Below are 18,770 nucleotides of genomic sequence, written 5' to 3' on the forward strand. Positions count from 1 at the left end.
TGGGGTTTGCATGAGTCTCGCGACCGCGCTCGCGTACGGCGGGTTCACCCTGCTGACGGTCTCGACTTTGGCGTTCTGGGCCCTCGTCCATCTCATCGTTCAGGCGCGACTGGCCGAGGCTTCCGTGAAAGTCGAGGATTCGATCTGGGAGGTCGTCGCCCGGTATCCGCGTCGCCGTCTCCGGGCGGACCGGGCGCTTCTCTCACCGGCTGAGCGAGGCAGATACGTCAACCGGTTCCTGCTGGACTTTGCTTCGTGGCTTCAATGGCTGGGGCTCGTGCTCATCGCGGCAGGGCTGTTGTTTGCCGAGCGATCTGTCTGATCGGGGACGCCCAAGAGCGAAGCCAGAGGCGTGCGCGCTCCCCGGCGCCGGGGTGGAGGGTGAGGTGCGGATGTCCCCGGGGCCTGAACCCCGGCAACAGCTGCTGCCTTTGTCGCCATATCAATTCGACGATTCGTCCATGAAGAAGCTCGCTCTCGTACTGATTCTCAGCGTGGTGTTGGGCATCGGCGCCTACGCGTTGAAGACAGGTCAGTCTGAAAAGGAGGCTGTGGTTTCATCGTCGCAGCACGCCGCCATGGAGCCGACTCCCCGGCCGGGCAGCGCGGGGAGTAGGGCAAAGGAGGCAGTGGACTCATTCAAGGCGGGCGATCCGGAAGCCGCGGCGCCGAGTGCTGCTCTCCTGTCGGCGGACGCAGCCCCGCGCGAGTTGACGAAGTCGCTTGCCGAGATGAGCGATCGCGAATCCCTGGCCTCGGCGCTGAGCGTGGAAGAGCAAGCCTGGCTGCGTGCGCGCGGCTATCCCGCGGCCTGGGAGCTGGAGAATCTCGATCTGCTGGACTGGGACGCCATCCGCCGCGCCGCCTCGCAGGGCGACGCGATCGCCCAGACCCTGCTGGCCGAGCAGTTGCTGCGGTCCGGCGACACCGAGCGTGCGCGGGCAATGTTCGCCGTGGCCAGCAGCCATGGGTCGCTCTACGCCCATATGCGTGCCTCTCTGCTGCACGCGCTTTCGGTGGACCCGGCCCACGTGATGCATCCTCAGGATGCCTATGTGGTGTTCCGCCTGGCCACCGCTCTCGCCGCCCAACTGGGGGATCAGCGCGCTGCCGACTTCGCCTACGCCCACACGCGGCATCTCACTGCACGCGAGCGCCAGTCGCTGGACGCTACCGTGCTTCGCAGCCTGCCCGAGTACCACGAAAGCTGGCAGCGCTCCATGCACCAGCTGGGCCGGCCCGATCTGGCCAACCTGCAGATGCGGCCCAATCGCGAGCGGTGGCGCCCTGAGCGTCGTGGCGAGCCACCAACGCTCACGGTGCTGCAGACGCCCTCACGCTTCCGCCGCCCCGGAGGCGGATGACACGCGCGGCCGGATACAGGCCGCGGTGCCAAGGACGGGTGGGTAGCTGCGGGCGCCTGCGCCGGCAGACGCAGGGCTCCCGCTAGGCCTTCAGTCCGCCCGCCCGGCGAACTCGCCGGTCACGGTGCTGACGAGGATGCGCTCGCCGTTGGTGATGTATTCCGGCACCTGGATCTCGATGCCGGTGGAGAGCTTGGCCGGCTTCGGCCGCTTGGTGGCGGTGGCGCCCTTCATTTCGGGGGCGGTGTCGACCACTTCCAGCACCACGCTGGCCGGCAGCTGCAGGGCCACGGGCTGGTCGTCGATGACCGCGACGTAGCAGTTCTCGAGGCCGTCGGTGATGTAGCCGGCGGCGTCGCCGACCACGTCGGCGTCGAGCTGGTAGCTGGTGTAGTCCTCGCTGTCGAGGAACACGAAGGCCTCACCGTCCTTGTACGAGAAGGTGGCCTGGCGGCGCACCAGGTCGAGCTCCTTCAGGTCATCGTCGGCGCGCAGGCTGAGGTCGTACTTGGCGCCGCCGGGAATGCTGTAGAGGGTGAAGCGGAAGGTGACATTGCCGCCGCGCGCGGTCGGCGCGCTGCGCTCGATGTCGCGCACCTGGTAGACCGTGCCGTTGTGTTCGACGACATTGCCCTTCTTGACTTCATTGGCCTTCATGACGCGCATTCCGAGAGGAGAGAGGGCGCGCATTCTCGCCGAAACCGCTGGGCTTGCCCAAGCCGCCAGAGGCGCGCGCTCAGATTCCCGCAGGGCCAGCCGCCAGCCGGGACTGCAGCCAGTCGTCGAAACCCTCGGGGCCCAGCACGACAAAGCGGCCCTGTTTCCGCAGGCGCCGATCCAACTCCAGCAGGGCTTGGTCACGGCTGAGCAGGGCGTGGGCTTCGCCCGACTCGGCCAGCTGCAGGAACTTCTGGTCGTCGCCGTCGCGGCAGCGGGGCAGGGGCACTGCGGGCTGCGGGCCGCTGTCCGCGCTCTCGATCCAAACGGCGTGCGCACGCTGCGCCGCGGCGAGCTGCGCCTGCCTCGCCTCATCCAGTCGTAGCGTGGGATAGGCCAGCACGCGCTGCCATTCGGCGTGGCAGTGGGCGTCGAGCAGGGCGCAGACGCGGCGATCCGCCAGCGCCGCGCGCAGCGGAGCACAGCGCGGATCGCTGAACACCAGCAGATCCAGCCAGACATTGGTGTCCAGCACCAGACGCAGGGCTGCGGGCGGAGCGAGGGGCATGCGGTCCAGGGCGAGGCCGTCGCCGTGGCCAAGACGCTCCTCCGCGCTGCGCGGGCTACTCATCGCCGGCCGCCAGTGGCAGCTGGATCAGCGGCGCCGGCAGCCGCTCGCTGGTGATCCACAGGCTGCGCCCGTCGCGATCGAAGGCCAGCGCTTCGGCCTGCGCCAGCCAGCCGAAGGCCCGCGGCTCTGGCGAACGCGCCACGGCCGCAGCCCAGTCCTCGCTGGCGCCGCGCGTGTAGACGTAGGCACTACGGTAGTTGAGCACCGCCAGCTGGCGGCCGTCCGCCGACAGGTCGGCGGCGGTGATCTGCGCGCGATAGCGGCCGAAGCGCGGATTGCCGCTGAGCTCCTGCGTGCTCGGCGGCTCGATGCCCTGCAGCGTACCGACGCGCTGCGCGGTCTGCGCCGTCTGCGCGGTCGCGGCCTCGCCCAGCGGCAGCACGAACAGCTCGGGCGGCGTGCGCTTCTTCGAGACCAGCAGCACCTGGCGCGAATGCGCGTCGACGGCCACGGCTTCGACATCGCGCGGGCCGTCGGGCCAGCGCAGGCGCTGCACCCAGGCCGGGCTCACCTGCGCGTCCTCAAGACGCTCGGGCTCGGCGAGCACCACCAGCTCGACTTCGCTGCGCAGGCCGCCGTTGTCGCCGGTGTCGGCGACCAGGAGGTAGGCCACGCCGTCCAGCTCGAAGGTCGCCATGTCTTCGAAGTCGCGGCCCGCGACGCCATCGATGCGCAGCGTCGCCCTGTGGCGGCCACGGACGTCGATGGCGTGCACCTCGGCGGGGTAGCCGCTGTCGTTGTGCACCCAGAACACATCGGCGTGCCTGCGCGAGGCGGCGATGCCGCTGATCTCGGGCAGTCGTGGCTCGCGGATGAGGCCGGCGATGCGCGGCATGGAAGGGTCCCCGGTCATCCCGGTGGCTCCGTCCTGCGCCGATGCGGCCGCGCTCACCGCCGCCAGCAGCGCCAGCGCCAGCAGGCTGGCGCAGAAGGCGCGAGCCCGCGCTGGGGGCGGGACAGGGCGCGACGAGGGACCGTCCGTAGTCATGGCGCGGAAGTGTGCCAGAGGGGCGGCGGCTACACTGTGCGCCGCCCTGAACCTCACCGGAGTCGCTCCATGTCCACCGCCATCCGTCTCGGAACGCCGCTGTCGCCTGGCGCCACTCGCGTGCTGCTGCTGGGTTCGGGAGAACTGGGCAAGGAAGTGGTGATCGAACTGCAGCGCCTCGGCGTGGAAGTGATCGCCGCCGACCGCTATGCCGATGCCCCGGCCATGCAGGTGGCTCACCGCAGCCACGTGCTCGACATGCTTGATCCGGTCGCCCTGCGCGCTTTGATCGCGAAAGAGCAGCCGCATCTGGTGGTGCCCGAAATCGAGGCCATCCACACCCAGACCCTGGTCGAGCTGGAAGCAGAAGGCCTTCGGGTGATTCCGACCGCCCGCGCCGCGCGGCTGACCATGGACCGCGAGGGCATCCGTCGCCTCGCCGCCGAAGAGCTCGGCCTGCCGACCTCGCCCTATCGCTTCGTCGATACCGAAGCCGAATTCCGCGCGGCCGTCGCCGCGATCGGCCTGCCCTGCGTGGTCAAGCCGCTGATGTCCTCCTCGGGCAAGGGCCAGAGCACGCTACGCAGCGAATCCGACCTGGGCCGCGCCTGGGCCTATGCACAGGAGGGCGGCCGTGCCGGCGCGGGCCGCTGCATCGTCGAGGGTTTCATCGACTTCGAGTACGAGATCACTCTGCTGACGGTGCGCCACCGGGACGGCACGAGCTTCTGCGCTCCGATCGGTCACCTGCAGATCGACGGCGACTACCGCGAGAGCTGGCAGCCGCAGCCGATGAGCGACGCCGCGCTGGTGCGCTCGCAGCAGATCGCCCGCGCGATCACCGAGGCCCTGGGCGGCTGGGGCCTGTTCGGCGTCGAGCTGTTCGTGCGCGGCGACGAGGTCTGGTTCTCCGAGGTCTCGCCGCGCCCACACGATACCGGCCTGGTCACCCTGATCTCGCAGGAGCAGAGCGAATTCGCCCTGCACGCGCGCGCCATTCTCGGTTTGCCCATTCCCGCCATCGATGCACTTGGCCCCTCGGCCTCGCTCGCCCTGCTCGCGGAAGGAAACGGCGTGCCCGAATTCAGCGGCCTCGAAGCGGCTCTTGCCGAGCCACAGACCGGCCTACGCCTGTTCGGCAAGCCGCGCGTGGCCGGCAAGCGTCGCGTGGGCGTCGCGCTGGCGCGCGGCAGCGATGTGGAGAATGCACGGGCGCGTGCACGAGCGGTGGCGGCCGCGCTCAACCTGGACCTTCAGCCCGAGTGAGTGCGCCCCGGCAGGGCCAACACACGATCCCCCGCGCACAGCCAAACCTGCTCATCGGCCTTGGGCTGCAGCGTGAAGCCGCCGGTGAAGGCGCTGAAGGCCGGCAGCGTCAGCCGCTGCTGGCGCAGCCAGAAGGCCGGCAGGCGCGGTGGCAGGCCCGGCTGGCGCAGGCGCAGCACCGGATGCAGATGCCCGCACAGCACCCGTGCCTGCGCTGTCGAGGCGTGTGCTGAAAGCCCGCATTCGGGCGGTTCGTGATGCAGGCTGAGCGGGCCGCAGGCGCTGCCCTCCGGCAGCAGCTCCACGCCTTCGAATTCGTCGGCGCCGCGCAGCGCGCGATCGTGGTTGCCCAACACAGCAGCGAAGCGCCGGCCCGCATGGCGATCGAGGAAGTCGCGCCACTGCTGACGCCAGTGGGCGTCGGAGGGAAGCGGGCCGTGGATCAGATCGCCCAGCACGATCACCTGTTCCGGCTGATGGCGTTCGATGAGCGCGGACAGCCGTGCGAGATCCTGCGCGGTGCCGCCGGCGGGCAGGGCGATGCCCGCGCGGCGGAAGGCATCGCCCTTGCCGAGGTGCAGGTCGGCGAGCAGCAGGGTGCTGAGCTCGGGCACATGGACGGCCCGCTCGGGCAGCAGTTCGAGCCGAAGCTCGCCGAACGCCAGTCCTGCGGATGGGCCTTCCATCGCGCCGGTTTCTCCTGCGTCAGGGCGCATGGGCTCCGCCCTCCGCGGAGAGATCCGCCGTGACCGCTTCGGCCGCAGTCTGCACGCCGCGCTTCGGACGGCGTCCGCGCGCAGGCCGGTTGGCGCGCGCCTCCAGCGCATCCGCCGCGCGCTCGATGCGGGTGCGCCAGTCCTCGCTGCTGAGCGCGCCTTTCTGGGTCTCGGCCCACAGCGGAAACGACAGCGGCGTTAGCGTATCGGGGCGGCACAGCTGCAGTCGTTCACCGGCGATACGTTCGAGCAGGGCGTCGAGCTGGGGCAGGGCGAGTTCGCCCTCCAGCACTTCGCGCTCGGCGAGCGTGAGCAGCAGATGCCCAGGGTCGAACTGGCGCAGCACCTCGTAGATCAGGCTGCTCGAGGCCTGCAGCTGGCGCATCGAGCGGGCGGCGCGGCCGGGCTGATTGGGCGGCAGCAGGCCGGCGATGCGGGCGATGTCGCGGAACTGGCGCTTGGCCAGCTCGGCCAGATTGAGCGAGGCGCGCACGTCGCGTTCGAGGTGCTCGGGCGACAGCAGGCCGCGCAGCAGCGCCTCGTCGACGTCGGCGCGCGGGGCGATACCCAACAGCAGACCGTAGTCGTTGGCGGCGAAGCGCACGCTGGCGGCGCGCTGCCGGGCATAGCGCGCGGCCAGAAGCGCGGCCAGGCCTTCGTGCACCAGCCGGCCGGCAAAGGGATACAGGGCCAGCAGCAGGCCGCCGCGCTCGGGGATTACTTCGACCAGCAGTGCGTCCGGCTTGGGCAGCGCAGACAGTCGCGACTGCAGGGCCAGCATCGGTCGCGCGGCCTGCATCTCCGCACTGGCGTGCCCACTGTCGGCCAGCAGCCCGCGCACCTCGGCACCGAGCAGGGTCGACAGCGGCATGCGCCCGCCCATCCAGCGCGGCACGCTGCCGCGCGCGCCGCTGGCGGCGCGCACGTAGGCGGTCATGTCCTTCAGGCGCACCAGCTCCAGCAGCTTGCCGGCGAACAGGAAGACCTCTCCGGGGTTCAGACGACCGATGAAGCTCTCCTCGACCGCGCCGAGATCGCCGCCGCTGACAAACTTCACCCGCAGCGCGCCGTCGCTGGTGATGGTGCCGATCGACAGCCGATGGCGCAGGGTCTGGCGCGGCTCGCGCAGCACGCGCAGATCGTCTTCATCGCGCTCGACGCGGCGGAACTCCGGGTACTGCTGCAGGGCGCTGCCGCCGCGCTCGATGAAGTCGAGCACGGCCTCGAAGTCGCTGCGTTCGAGCTCAGCGAAGGCGGCGGTCGAGCGCACTTCGGCGAAGGCCGTGTCGGGCGCAAAGCCGCCGCCCGCAGCCAGCGTGACCAGATGCTGGGCCAGCACGTCGAGGCAGTGCTGCAGCGGCCGCCGCGCTTCGAGTTCGCCGCGCGCAAGCGCGCGCCGCGCGGCGGCGAACTCGACCAGCTCCAGCCCGTGCGTGGGCACGCAGAGCAGGCGCGACTGCAGGCCCGGCGCGTGACCGGCGCGCCCGGCACGCTGCAGCAGGCGGGCAAGGCCCTTGGGGCTGCCGACCTGGATCACCTGGTCGACCGCAGGGAAGTCGACGCCGAGGTCGAGGCTGGAGGTGGCGACCACGCAGCGCAGGCGCTGCGCGCGCAAGCCCTCCTCGACCTGTTCGCGAATTGAACGGTCGAGCGAGCCGTGGTGCAGGGCCAGCGTGGCCTCGTCTTCGAGCCACACCGCCGACAGCGCGCGGTGCCACAGCTCGGCCTGGGCGCGGGTGTTGGTGAACAGCAGGCTGGAGCGTGCGGCGAAGATCCGCGGCAGCACCTCATCCAGCTGGGACAGGCCGAGATGGCCGGCGAAGGGAAAGCGCCGGCCCTCGCGCGGCAGCACGGTGTCGATCTGCGGCGGTGCTTGCTGGATCGACTGCGCCGACACCTGCAGAAGCCGCGCCTCGGGCGACTGCGGGCAGAGCGTGCGCAGGGCTTCCTCGGCGTTGCCCAGCGTGGCCGACAGGCCCCAGCGGCGCAGCTTCGGATTGAGCGCCTGCAGGCGCGCAAGGCAGAGCTCCAGCAGCACGCCGCGCTTGCTGCCCAGGAGCTCATGCCATTCGTCGACAACGACAGCAGACAGGCTCGCCAGCACCTCGGCGGTGTCGGCATAGCTCAACAGCAGGGCCAGGCTTTCGGGCGTGGTGATGAGCACATCGCAGTCGCCGCGGCGGGCCCGAGCGCGCGCGCCGCTGCCGGAGTCGCCGGTGCGCAGCTCGATGCGCAGGTCGAGGCCGACCCCTTTCGATGCGTTGCCCAGCGCCTCGCGGGTGTCGGCGGCCAGCGCGCGCAGCGGGGTGATCCACAGCCAGCGCAGACGCGGTTTGGGCAAGGGATTGCGCAGCGCTTCAATCAAGGCGCCGCCGAACACGGCCAGCGTCTTGCCGCTGCCGGTGGGGGCGAGCAGCAGGCCGGAGTCGCCGGCCTGCCAGGCGCGCCAGAGCTCGCGCTGGAAACCTTGCACCTGCCAGCCGCGGGCGGCGAAGAAGGCTTCCAGGCGTGTCTCGGCGGCGCGGATTGAGAGTGCCTCGCGTTCACGCCCCGGAGCGGATGCGGCCTTCGCGCGCGGCATCAACCGGAGCCCCATAGGGTGGGCCCTGGCCCACCGTGGCCTTGAACTCGTGGCGCCGGGAAACCGCGGCCGATCGGACGATCACACACGCGGCCTTGCCCCCCAGGACAGGGGCGAGGGTGGGGCTCATGGTGGGCCAGGGACAACCTTGGGGACGTCTTGGTCATTCGATCGCCTCGCTCGGCGATCGCGCCAATCGTTCTGCCAGTCGACGAAGCTCGGACAGCTGATCCGCCTCGCGCGCCAGCTTGTCCTCGCGCCAGCGCAGGATGCGCGGGAAACGCAGGGCCACGCCCGACTTGTGTCGGGACGACAGGTTCACGCCCTCGAAGCCGAGTTCGAACACCAGCTCGGCCCTGACCGATCGCACGGGTCCGAAACGCTCGAGCGTATTGGCGCGGATCCAGCGGTCGAGGCGCAGGATCTCGGCCTCGTCGAGTCCGGAATAGGCCTTGGCGACGGGCAGCAGCTGCGCGCCGTCCCACAGCGCGAAGGTGTAGTCGGTGTAGAGCGTGGCGCGGCGGCCGTGGCCGGCCTGGGCGTAGATCAGCACGGCGTCGATGCTCAGCGGGTCGAGCTTCCACTTCCACCAGGCACCGCGCTTGCGGCCCGGCTGCCAGGGGCTGTCGGCACGTTTCAGCATCAGGCCCTCGACGCCGCGCTCGCGGGCGCTGGCGCGCAAGGCTTCGGCGTCTCGCCACGTGGCGGCCTGCACCTGCGGCGAAATGCCGAGCGTGCCGCGTTCGGCTGGGTCGGTCGCTGGGGGGCGTGCCGTGGCAGTGGCCGTTCCAGGCGCCGCTGCCGCTGCCGCTGCGGAGGCAGGCGCCGATGCGTCGAGCGGTCGCGGCGAGGACGCCTCCGTCAGCAGGGCATCGAGCGCTGCGCGCCGCTGCGAGAGCGGTGCCGCACGCAGGTCTTCGCCGTGCACGAACAGCGCGTCATAGGCCAGAAAGCGCAGCGGGCATTCGGCCAGCAGCTTGGGACCGGGCTTCAGCCGGTTGATGCGCTTCTGCAGCTGCACGAAGGGCAGGGGAGCGCCGTCTTTCCAGGCGAGGATCTCGCCGTCGAGCAGGCAGCCCTCGGGCAGGCGCAGGGCGGCGGCTTCGAGTTCCGGGAAGCGGCCGTCGAGACGCTCCTCGCCGCGCGACCAGAACACCACGCCGTCCGCGCTTCGCAGCAGCTGGGCGCGGATGCCGTCCCATTTCCATTCGAGCTGCCAGTGCTCGATCGGGCCCAGCGTCTCCGGCGGGTCTTCCAGCGGCGAGGCGAGCTGGAAGGGCTGGATCGCGACGGCACCTGCGCCGGCGTCGGCGGGTGCGAGCACGCGCGCCATGAACTCTGCCGCGGGCGTCCAGTCGCCGAGCAGACGCTGGGCGATCAGCGCGGCATCGACGCCGGCGATCTGCGCCAGCGCCTGCTGGACCAGGCCGGCGGACACGCCGATCCGCAGCGCGCCGGTCAGCAGCTTGTTGAATACCAGTCGTTCGAGTTCGGGCAGCTCGGCCCAGGCGGCGGTGAGCGCGCGCTGGCGCGTCTCGACCGCTGCACCGCGCAGCGGCAGCAGCACGTCCTCGACCCAGCTTGAGAGTGCGCGCTTCGGCGGTGGCGTCGAAGGCTCGGGCAGCAGCAGGCTGAGCGTTTCAGCGAGATCGCCGACGTGGGCGTAGCTGTCTTCGACCAGCCAGGGCGCGAGCCCGCTGGCGTCGCACACCCAGGCGCGCAGCTCGCCGCTTGTGGCGATGCGCGCGAGTTTGCGACCCAGCAGAACGTGCAGGGCCCAGGCGGCATCGGCGTGCTCCGCGCGCTGGAAGTAGGCGACCAGCGCCTCGCGCTTGCGCTTCAGCGAGGTGCTGCCCTCGATCTCGCGATAGAGCTCGGCGAAGGCGCGCATCAGTTTTCGCCGCCCAGCTCGGTGGCCAGCGCTGCGGCTTCAATCCCGCGTTCGTTCAAGTAGCGCACGAACACGTCGGTGCTGCCGTGGGTGGCCAGCACACGGCGGGCGCCGGTGGCGAGCGCCGTGTCGATCAGGCCCGGCCAGTCGGCATGGTCGCTCAGCACGAAGCCGCGATCGAAGCCGCGCCGGCGGCGGTTGCCGCGCAGGCGCATCCAGCCCGACGCGAAGCCGGTGGACACCTGGCGGAAGCGGCGCATCCACGGCGTGCCAAGTGCCGACGGTGGCGCCAGCACCAATTCGCCGGCGAGGTCCTTGCCCCGCGCCTGCTCGCTGACGGGCTCGGTCGGCGGCAGGGCAATGCCGGCCTCGCGATAGATCTCCACCGCCGGCGCCATCGCCCCGTGCAGCAGAATGCGGCGGCCGCGCGCGCCGGCGAGTGCGCCGATCTCGGCCAGCAGGCGCTGCGCCTTGCCCAGCGCGTAGCAGCCCAGCACGGCGGTTTCGCCGCGTGCGGCGCAGTCGTTCCACCAGGCCAGCACTTCCGCGGCGACTTCGCTGGCGGGGCGCCAGCGATAGACCGGCAGGGCGAACGTCGCCTCGGTGATAAAGGTGTCGCAGGGCACCACCTCGAAGCCGGCGCAGGTCGGGTCGGCATCGCGCTTGTAGTCGCCCGAGATCACCCAGACCTCGCCGCCGTGCTCGATCCGCACCTGCGCCGAGCCCAGCACGTGGCCGGCGGGATGCAGGCTGAGCGTGGCATCGCCCAGGCGGAAGCGCTCGCCATAGGCCACCGGCTGCAGGTTGGCGTCCTCGCCCAGTCGCCAGCGCAGCAGGGGCAGGCTGTCGACATGGGCGAAATACCGCGCGCTGCCGGCGCGGGCGTGGTCGCTGTGGGCGTGCGTGATCACCGCCCGCGGCACCGGACGCCAGGGATCGATGTGGAAGTCGCCGGCCGGGCAGTACAGGCCGGAGGGGCTGAGCTGGATCAGGGGCGGGCTCTTGCGCGAGTGCGACCCGCATAAGCCTCGCGCGCGGCGCGTGTAGCGGAGGAAAAGCGAAACGCGGTTGCGCCCGGGGCGCGTGTCCTGGGGTGTGTGAGTGGAATGCGCTCAGCATCACACTTTTTCGAGGGCGACCGCTAGAATCGCGACCTCGACCCTGCTCCCTCAAGTCCCTGCATGCCCGCACTGCTGGAAACGCTCTTGGCCGTGCTGCTGTGCATCGGTGTGGCGTTTCTTCCACCTTGGCTGGTGGTGCTGGTCTGGCTGGGTGCCCTGGGGGCCTTCGCGCTCAGTTTCGCCATTGAACGCCGCGGCCGGGGCCGTGCTCCACACTTCCCGCGGGCCCTTTCCGGCTTGATGCCGCTGTCTCTGGCCGTCAGCCTCGCGTTCTGGGCCTGGCCGGTGGTCGGCCCTTGGCTGGCGTTGCCGCTCGCGCTGGGCATGCTGCTGCTCGGCGTGCTGCTGCACGCCCGGGTGTTCCGCTGGATGCTGGGGCCCAGGGCCGAGCTCGCGGCCCGCTATCCCTTCACCAGCGAGCACGCGCTGAATGGTCCCGGCGGCCACGTGTGGTCGCGCCTGCCGGGCAGCGGCCTGCGCTTCCGCATGGTGCCGGGCGCCAAGCCCAGATCCTCACAGCCGCAGGGCTGCACCTGGGTGTTCGAGGACGGCCATGTGCTGGAAGGGCGCGACCAGAGTCTGCATGTCTCGCGTGACGGTCGCTGGCTGGTGGTGCGCAGCCTGCGCAACGGCGGCGTGGTCGCGCTCGATCGACAGGCTGCGCGGCGGCTGTACTGGTCGGATGGCGCGTCGCTCTGGGCCCAGATCGAGGCCTCCGAGCGCTGGCCCAAATCGATCGAGCAGTGGCGCCCGCTCGCCGATCAGGACGAGCCGCTGCAGCTCCGCTTCGGCCTGTGGCTGAGCGCAGCGGAGCTGCTGCGCGCGGCGCCGGAGCGTATCGAGATTCCCGACCCGCAGGGCCGCCCGCGTCTCGCTTTCGTTGCCCAGCGCGCCTCCACGCGCGTGGCCGAGGCCCTGCAGCCGCTGGCCTACGCGCTGCAGCCGCGCTACGAGGTGCAGTTCGACCGCACGGTGCTGCCCTTCTCCGTCGCCGGTCCTGACAGCGCAGTGTGGCGGGCCGATGGCCAGGCCCTGCTGCTCGTGCCGGACGACGGCAGCGGCGCCTGGCTGTACGAGGACGGCCGACCGCCGCGCCGTCTGGCCCTGCGCTGGGACGTGAAGCACGGACACCCCGCACTCAGCCTGGGCCGCGTGCGCGCGCTGGATGCACGGCGCGTGGGCATCGAGCTGAAGCAGGCGCTGCCGGCATCGAGCTATCCGCAGCCCTGGGATGCCAGCACCCTCGAAGCGGGGCAGCGCGTCGGCGGCAGCCTGGTCTGGGTCTCCCCGCAGCCGGATGGGGCCGCGAGCGTGCGCGAGTTCGAGCCGCCCGGCGAATGGTTGCTTTGGCTGCCCCTCGATGACCTCGCCGACAGCGAGGGGCGTGCCGAGGTGGAGAGTCTCGGCCCGGGCGGACATGTCGCCCTGTTCCAGCGCCAGGCCGAGGGCTGCTGGCGCTGTCGTCTCGACGGCGAGGTGCTGCCCTTCAGCCCGCTGTCGCTGCTGCACGTCTGGAGTGACGATGGACGCCACCTGGTGCTGCAGCCGGCCGTGCCCGAAGGCGGCGTGGCCGAGACCTGCATCGTGGTCGATTGCGCCAGCCGCGCCCTGCTGTCGGGGCGCGTGCAGGGCTTCGAGCTGCGGCCGATCGCCATGGTGGGCGGCGTGCTGCAGGTGCGTCTGGTGCTCGGCCGCGTGCAGGCGCCGGGCGGGGCGCTGATCGGTGGCCAGCCCGAGGCGGCGCGCGGTGCGGCCTTTCTGCGGGCGCGCCGTGGCCAGTGGCTGCGCCTGGGCTGCGAGCGTTATGCGGTTTCTGTCGGCGGTGATGCGATCCAAGGCCCGTTGCCGCGCTCCGTGCAGGTGCGGATTCCCCCCTCGCCGCTGGCGGCTTTCGATCTCGTCTATCCCGGGCCGATGGGGCAGTGGGTCTACCTGGAGGGAGCGCGCGGGCGCTATGACGATGCCGGGCCGCGGCCGCAGGACGCCCGCTTCGGCGCGCTCGCCTGCACCCGCGGCGGTCTGGCCTGCGCCGGGCTGAGCCCGGCGATGGTCTGGTCGGCCGACGGCCGCTGGCTGCTGCTGGTGCATGCGCCCGATCCGCAGCTGCGGACCTGGACGCCCTGGCTGCTCGACACCGAGAACGAAGTGCTGCACCGGCCGCGCGCTGACGAAGCCGGCCACGCCGCGCTGCCGGGCATGCCTTTCTTCCTTGGCTTCCACGGCGGCAGCGCGCGCTACGAATGGTGCGAGCACCCGTGGTGGACGACGGGCACGCCGCGACGCAGCGGGGTGCTGGTGCTGGAGTCGCTGCTGGCGCGTTACGCGCGGGTTGAGCTGGTCGAGGCGGGCGGGCTGCGCGTGCCTCCCGAGCAGATCGAAGCCTGCGACTGGCGAGCGCTGGCGCGGCGGGCGGCGCGCGCTTCGGCATGAACCTGAGGATGAGGCCACCGCCCTGGCCCGAGGCGCGCTGCCCGCTGTGCCACCACGCCTCTGCTGTCGCCTTGCCGGCAGTGCGTGGCCGGGCCTACGCCGAGTGCGGCGCCTGCGGCCTGTCCTTCATGCGCCCTGCCGATTGGCCCAGCCCCGAACGCGCGCAGGCCGAATACGCCCTGCACCACAACGCGATCGACGATCCCGGCTACCGCGGCTTTCTCGACTGCCTCGCCGCTCCGCTTTGCGCGCGGCTGGCGCCCGGCGCGCGCGGGCTCGACTACGGCTGCGGGCCGGGTCCTGCGCTGGTGGCGATGCTGCGCGAGCGCGGATTCGACTGCGTCGGCTACGACCCGCTGTTCGCCGACCATCCCGAGCGCCTGCAAGCGCGCTACGACTTCGTCTGTTGCACCGAGGTGGCCGAGCACTTCAGCGATCCGCACGCCGAACTGCTTCGCCTGCGCGGGCTGCTGGCGCCGGGCGGCTGGCTCGCGCTGATGACCCAATGGCGCCGCGAGGGCTACGCCTTCGAACAGTGGCGCTACGTGCACGATCCGACCCACGTGGCCTTCTACCGCGAGCGCACGCTGCACTGGATCGCCGACTGGCTGGCGCTCGACTTCGAGAGCCCGGCGCCGAACGTGGCGCTGATGCGCGCTCCGCCGCACTGAAGGCGGGCGTCGGCACACAAGTTGCTTCGCCGGTCCAGAGCGTGCCCCCGTATCGCGCTGGAGTCCGCCATGGACGCGTATTACCACCTGCAGTCGCTGTCGCTGGCCCCGGTCGTCCTCGGCCTGTTCAGCCTGGCCTGCCTGACGCCGGCCCTGCTGCGCCCTGCCAGTGAATTCGGCGGCAGCCAGCGCGCCTGGCTGCTGGGCACGGCGCTGGTGGTCGCCAGCGACCTGCTGTTCTTCATCGGCTGGGAGACACAGGCGCTCACCGCGGTGTTCACCGTGCTTGCGGGCCTCGGCATCGCCGAGTGGCTGCACGCGCTGCGCCTGTACCGCGGCGAGACCCGCCGGCTGCGCTGGCCCTATGTGCTGATCGGCGCGGCCGGTCTGGGCCTGCTGCAGGTCGAGGCCCATCCGCTCGGCGTGCTGATGACGTCCAGCCTGTTCGCTGCGCTGTATCTGGGCGGTGCCTGGCAAGCGCTCAAGATCCCTGAGCTGCCGCACCCGGTCGGGCGCTGGCTGCTGGTCGCGGTGCTGTCGCTGCTCGCCGTCGTCGCGCTGTTGCGCCTCGGTCTGCTGTTCTCGAGCCTGCGCTCGGGCGCGCCCGCGGGCTTCACCAGCACGCCGCGGGCCTGGCTGTTCGTCTTGAGTTCGATCGGGCCGGTGCTGGGCTCCTTCGCCTTCGTGCTGGCCTGCGGCGAGCGTCTTGGCCATCGTCTGCTGACCAGCAGCCTCAGCGATGGCCTGACCGGCGTGCCGAATCGCCGCGCTTTTGTCGACGCCGTGCATCGGGCGCTGGCGGGTGCGCGTCGCCACCACACGCCGCTGGCCCTGCTGATGCTGGATATCGACCATTTCAAGCGCATCAACGACGCGGCGGGTCACGCCGCCGGCGATCGCGTGCTGGTCGAGGTCTGTCGCCGCCTCCATGCCGCCTTGCGTCCCGAGGACAGCCTTGCCCGGCTGGGCGGCGAGGAGTTCGGTGTGCTGCTGCCGGGCTGCGAGGGCGAGGCCGCGCGCGAGGTCGCCGAGCGTATCCGCCGCCGTATCGCCGAGGCGCCCGTGCTGATCGAGGGCGAGCACTACCCGATCAGCGTGTCGATCGGTGTGGTCTCCTCGCTGGCGGGCGAGGGCACGCCGGAGCTGCTGATGGAGGCCGCCGATCGGTTTCTGTCTGCGGCCAAGGCGCAGGGCCGCGATCGGGTGGTCGATACGCTGGCCGACGACACCGTGGCTTCGCCCTTCCCTGCGGCTGCCGATCTCGCGACAGGCTGAACACGCGTGCACACCGCTGGCGCCACCCAGCGCCAGCGATGTCCGGGCAGAGGGGGATTACAGCCGCGCGCGCTGGGCGGTGAGGCCCTTCAGTTGGGTGCTGAAATCGGCGATGCGCTGGCGCTCCTGCGCCACCACCTCGGCCGGCGCATTGGCGACGAAGTTGGCGTTGCCGAGCTTGCCCTCGCACTTCGCGATCTCGCCCTGCAGACGCTTGATCTCCTTGTCGAGACGCGCGCGCTCGGCGTCGAGATCGACCAGACCTTCGAGCGGGATCAGCAGGGTCAGCTCGCCGAGTACGGCCGGTGCGGCGGCCGGTGCGTCCGCTTCGCTGGCCAGCCAGCTCTGGGACTCCAGCTTGCAGAGAAAGCCGATCTGCCGGCCGAAGCGTTCAAAGCGCGAACGGTCCGCGGCATCGCCACCGGCCAGCAGCAGGGGTACGGGTTTGCCGGGCGAGAGCTGCAGTTCGCTGCGGATCTGGCGCAGGGCACTGACCACGCGCTTCAGCCACTCGATGTCGGCCTCGGACTGCGCGTAGTCGCTGCCGGTGCCCGCTTCGGGGTAGCTGACGCGGCTGATGCTGTCGGCGCCGCGGCCCAGCCTGGGCGCCACGTGCTGCCAGATTTCCTCCGTCACGAACGGGATCAACGGGTGCAGGGCGCGCAGCAGGGTTTCCAGCACGTGCAGCAGGGTGTGGCGGGTGCTGCGGGCGGCGTCAGCGTCCTCGCCATTGAGCGCCGGCTTGGCCAGCTCGACGAACCAGTCGCAGAACTCGTTCCAGGCGAACTCGTACATGGCCTGCGAGGCCAGATCGAAGCGGTAGCCGGCGAACTGCGCGTGCACCTCGGCGACCATGCGATCGAGCCGCGCCAGGATCCAGCGCTCGGCGTCGGTGCGCGGCGTGGGCTCGCCGCTGAAGCTCGCCTCGCCCACGTTCATCAGCGTAAAGCGCGCGGCGTTCCACAGCTTGTTGCAGAAATTCTTGTAGCCCTCGCAGCGGTTCAGATCGAACTTGATGTCGCGGCCGTGGGTGGCGAGGCTGGCGAAGGTGAAGCGCAATGCATCCGCACCGAAGGCGGGAATGCCCTCCGGGAACTCCTTGCGCGTCGCCTTCTCGATCTTCGGCGCGTCCTGCGGCTTCATCAGCCCCGAGGTGCGCTTGGCGACGAGAGCGTCGGCGCTGATGCCGTCAATGAGATCGATGGGGTCGAGCACATTGCCCTTCGACTTCGACATCTTCTGGCCCTGCGCATCGCGCACCAGGCCAGTGATGTAGACGTGCTTGAACGGAATCTGGCCGGTGAAGTGGTCGGTCATCATCACCATCCGGGCGACCCAGAAGAAAATGATGTCGAAGCCCGTCACCAGCACCGAGGACGGCAGGTAGCGCTCGAAGCCGCGCTCGGCCATGGCGGATTCATCCGGCCAGCCCTGGGTGGAGAAGGGCCAGAGTGCCGAGCTGAACCAGGTTTCCAGCACGTCGCTGTCCTGGCGCAGCGGACCGCTGTAGCCCGCTTTGGCGGCTGCGGCACGGGCTTCGTCCTCATCGCGGCCGACATGGATCGAACCGTCCTCGCCATACCAGGCCGGAATGCGGTGCCCCCACCAGAGCTGACGGCTGATGCACCAGTCCTGGATGTTCTCCATCCAGTGACGGTAGGTGTTGATCCAGTTCGGCGGCACGAACTCGATGGTTCCGTTCTCGACCAACTGCAGCCCGCGCTTGCCCATGACGTCCATGCGCACGAACCACTGGTCGGTGAGGTAGGGCTCGATCACCTGGCCGGTGCGGTCGCCTCGGGGCACCATCAACTTGTGCTTCTTCTCCTCCAGCAGCCAGCCCTCGGCTTCGAGGTCGGCCAGCACCGCCTTGCGCGCAGCGAAGCGATCGAGGCCGCGGTACTTCTCAGGCCCGTTGTCGTTGATCGCGGCCTCATCAGTGAGGATGTTGATCATCGGCAGGCCGTGGCGCTGGCCCACCGCATAGTCATTGAAGTCATGCGCCGGCGTGACCTTGACGCAGCCGGTGCCAAACGCCTTGTCGACATAGGCATCCGCGATGATCGGGATCTCGCGGTTCGACAGCGGCAGGCGCACCGACTTGCCGATCAGGCTCGCGTAGCGCGCGTCTTCCGGATGCACCATCACCGCGGTGTCGCCGAGCATGGTCTCGGGGCGGGTGGTGGCGACGACCAGGTAGTCGCGGGTCTCGCGCAGGGTTTCGACGCCCTCGGCATCCACTTCGACGTGCTCGTAGCGCACGCCGTCCGCCAGCGGGTAGCGGATCGACCACAGCCGGCCTTCCTCTTCCTCGCTGACCACCTCCAGATCGGAGATCGCGGTCTTCAACACCGGATCCCAGTTGACCAGCTTCTTGCCGCGGTAGATCAGGCCCTGCTCGTAGAGCTTCACGAAGCACTCGATCACCGCCTTCGACGGCATCGGGTCCATGGTGAACACGCTGCGCGACCAGTCGCCGGAGGTGCCCATGCGCCGCATCTGCCGCTCGATGGTGTCGCCCGACTCCTGCTTCCAAGCCCACACGCGCTCGATGAAACCGTCGCGGCCCAGGCTGTCGCGGGTTTCGCCACGGCCCTCAAGCGCAAGATTGCGGCTGACCACCATCTCGGTGGCGATGCCGGCGTGGTCGGTGCCCATCTGCCACAGGGTGTCGTAGCCGCGCATGCGGTGGTAGCGCACCAGCGTGTCCATCAGGGTGTGCTGGAACGCGTGGCCCATGTGCAGGGTGCCGGTGACGTTCGGCGGCGGCAGCAGGATGCTGTAGGCGGGGCCGGTGCCGCTCGGCTTGAAGCAGCCGCTCTGTTCCCAGCGTGCGTACCAGCTCGATTCGAAATCCTGCGGGTTGAAGCTCTTGTCCATGCGCGCGTTCGATGGGGCCGGCAGCGCAAACCTGCGCGCGGCGCCCGCTCCGGAGAAGGGAAATGGGCGCCAATTGTAGGGGAGGGGGGCGGGAGCCGGAAGCGCTGTGGGGCCGGGATTCGGGATTCGTCCGAAGCCAGCACGATCGCCGGCTGTCCTGGGACGGGGCTCGACTCACCGCCCGCGAGCAGATGAAGCCGCGAGTCAAACGCAGTTTTCCGCTGGGCTCCACGGACACTTCAGTCGGGCCGCCTGAGCCGGTGCGGGTTCGGATCCAGGTTCCAAAAAGAACTGCAGGC

General features: G+C 70.5%; 13 protein-coding genes and 1 pseudogene. 6 read left to right on the forward strand and 8 right to left on the reverse strand.

Going from position 1 to position 18,770, the window contains the following annotated elements; translation table 11 throughout:
* Positions 1 to 10 precede the first annotated feature (10 nt).
* Both BLP83_RS05930 and BLP83_RS05935 read left to right on the forward strand, forming a co-directional pair.
* Entirely contained in the window at positions 11 to 322 is a 312-nt protein-coding gene (locus BLP83_RS05930; protein WP_091240068.1) for a hypothetical protein, read from the forward strand.
* A gap of 139 nt (positions 323 to 461) precedes the next feature.
* Positions 462 to 1,364 carry a flavin monoamine oxidase family protein gene (locus BLP83_RS05935; protein ID WP_143006561.1) on the forward strand — a complete coding sequence of 301 codons (903 nt, stop codon included), beginning with the start codon at positions 462 to 464 and terminating at the stop codon, positions 1,362 to 1,364.
* Between the two features lie 90 nt (positions 1,365 to 1,454).
* Here the strand turns inward: BLP83_RS05935 and efpL are convergent, their stop codons facing one another.
* The 3 genes from efpL to BLP83_RS05950 form a co-directional block, all read right to left on the reverse strand.
* On the reverse strand, positions 1,455 to 2,021 hold the full coding sequence (gene efpL, locus BLP83_RS05940; protein WP_091240879.1) for an elongation factor P-like protein EfpL: 567 nt from the start codon (positions 2,019 to 2,021) through the stop codon (positions 1,455 to 1,457).
* A gap of 79 nt (positions 2,022 to 2,100) precedes the next feature.
* Positions 2,101 to 2,652, reverse strand: coding sequence for a putative toxin-antitoxin system toxin component, PIN family (locus BLP83_RS05945; RefSeq protein ID WP_245679969.1), 552 nt, complete (start codon positions 2,650 to 2,652; stop codon positions 2,101 to 2,103).
* Positions 2,645 to 3,505, reverse strand: coding sequence for a hypothetical protein (locus BLP83_RS05950; protein WP_218121201.1), 861 nt, complete (start codon positions 3,503 to 3,505; stop codon positions 2,645 to 2,647). Before BLP83_RS05950 ends, BLP83_RS05945 begins: the two co-directional genes overlap by 8 nt.
* Positions 3,506 to 3,709: 204 nt before the next feature.
* Here BLP83_RS05950 and purT point away from each other — a divergent pair, with 204 nt between their 5' ends.
* Positions 3,710 to 4,906: a formate-dependent phosphoribosylglycinamide formyltransferase gene (gene purT, locus BLP83_RS05955; RefSeq protein WP_091240074.1), complete on the forward strand. Its 1,197-nt coding sequence runs from the start codon at positions 3,710 to 3,712 to the stop codon at positions 4,904 to 4,906.
* On the opposite strand, the gene pdeM is transcribed toward purT, so the two are convergent.
* From pdeM to BLP83_RS05975, 4 genes and pseudogenes are all read right to left on the reverse strand, one after another.
* Positions 4,894 to 5,622 (reverse strand): ligase-associated DNA damage response endonuclease PdeM, encoded by a 729-nt coding sequence (gene pdeM, locus BLP83_RS05960; protein ID WP_176764031.1) that lies wholly within the window; start codon positions 5,620 to 5,622, stop codon positions 4,894 to 4,896. The two genes, purT and pdeM, sit on opposite strands and share 13 nt — an antisense overlap.
* Positions 5,623 to 5,707: 85 nt before the next feature.
* A pseudogene (locus BLP83_RS05965) lies at positions 5,708 to 8,203 on the reverse strand (ligase-associated DNA damage response DEXH box helicase); the annotation flags it as partial.
* 163 nt (positions 8,204 to 8,366) lie between these two features.
* Positions 8,367 to 10,094, reverse strand: coding sequence for an ATP-dependent DNA ligase (locus BLP83_RS05970; RefSeq protein ID WP_091240083.1), 1,728 nt, complete (start codon positions 10,092 to 10,094; stop codon positions 8,367 to 8,369).
* A complete protein-coding gene (locus BLP83_RS05975) occupies positions 10,094 to 11,086 on the reverse strand; it encodes a ligase-associated DNA damage response exonuclease (protein WP_091240085.1) in 993 nt (330 codons plus the stop codon). Before BLP83_RS05975 ends, BLP83_RS05970 begins: the two co-directional genes overlap by 1 nt.
* Before the next feature lie 189 nt (positions 11,087 to 11,275).
* Between BLP83_RS05975 and BLP83_RS05980 the strand changes: the two genes are divergently transcribed.
* From BLP83_RS05980 to BLP83_RS05990, 3 genes are all read left to right on the forward strand, one after another.
* A complete protein-coding gene (locus BLP83_RS05980) occupies positions 11,276 to 13,645 on the forward strand; it encodes a hypothetical protein (protein WP_091240088.1) in 2,370 nt (789 codons plus the stop codon).
* Positions 13,642 to 14,316 carry a methyltransferase domain-containing protein gene (locus BLP83_RS05985; RefSeq protein WP_218121202.1) on the forward strand — a complete coding sequence of 225 codons (675 nt, stop codon included), beginning with the start codon at positions 13,642 to 13,644 and terminating at the stop codon, positions 14,314 to 14,316. The genes BLP83_RS05980 and BLP83_RS05985 overlap by 4 nt, the downstream gene beginning before the upstream one ends.
* A 69-nt stretch (positions 14,317 to 14,385) precedes the next feature.
* Positions 14,386 to 15,591, forward strand: coding sequence for a GGDEF domain-containing protein (locus tag BLP83_RS05990; protein ID WP_091240091.1), 1,206 nt, complete (start codon positions 14,386 to 14,388; stop codon positions 15,589 to 15,591).
* 57 nt (positions 15,592 to 15,648) lie between these two features.
* On the opposite strand, the gene BLP83_RS05995 is transcribed toward BLP83_RS05990, so the two are convergent.
* Positions 15,649 to 18,471 (reverse strand): valine--tRNA ligase, encoded by a 2,823-nt coding sequence (locus BLP83_RS05995; protein ID WP_091240094.1) that lies wholly within the window; start codon positions 18,469 to 18,471, stop codon positions 15,649 to 15,651.
* Between the last annotated feature and the right edge of the window lie 299 nt (positions 18,472 to 18,770).

This window comes from Aquimonas voraii (genome assembly GCF_900101825.1).
Classification (GTDB): domain Bacteria; phylum Pseudomonadota; class Gammaproteobacteria; order Xanthomonadales; family Xanthomonadaceae; genus Aquimonas; species Aquimonas voraii.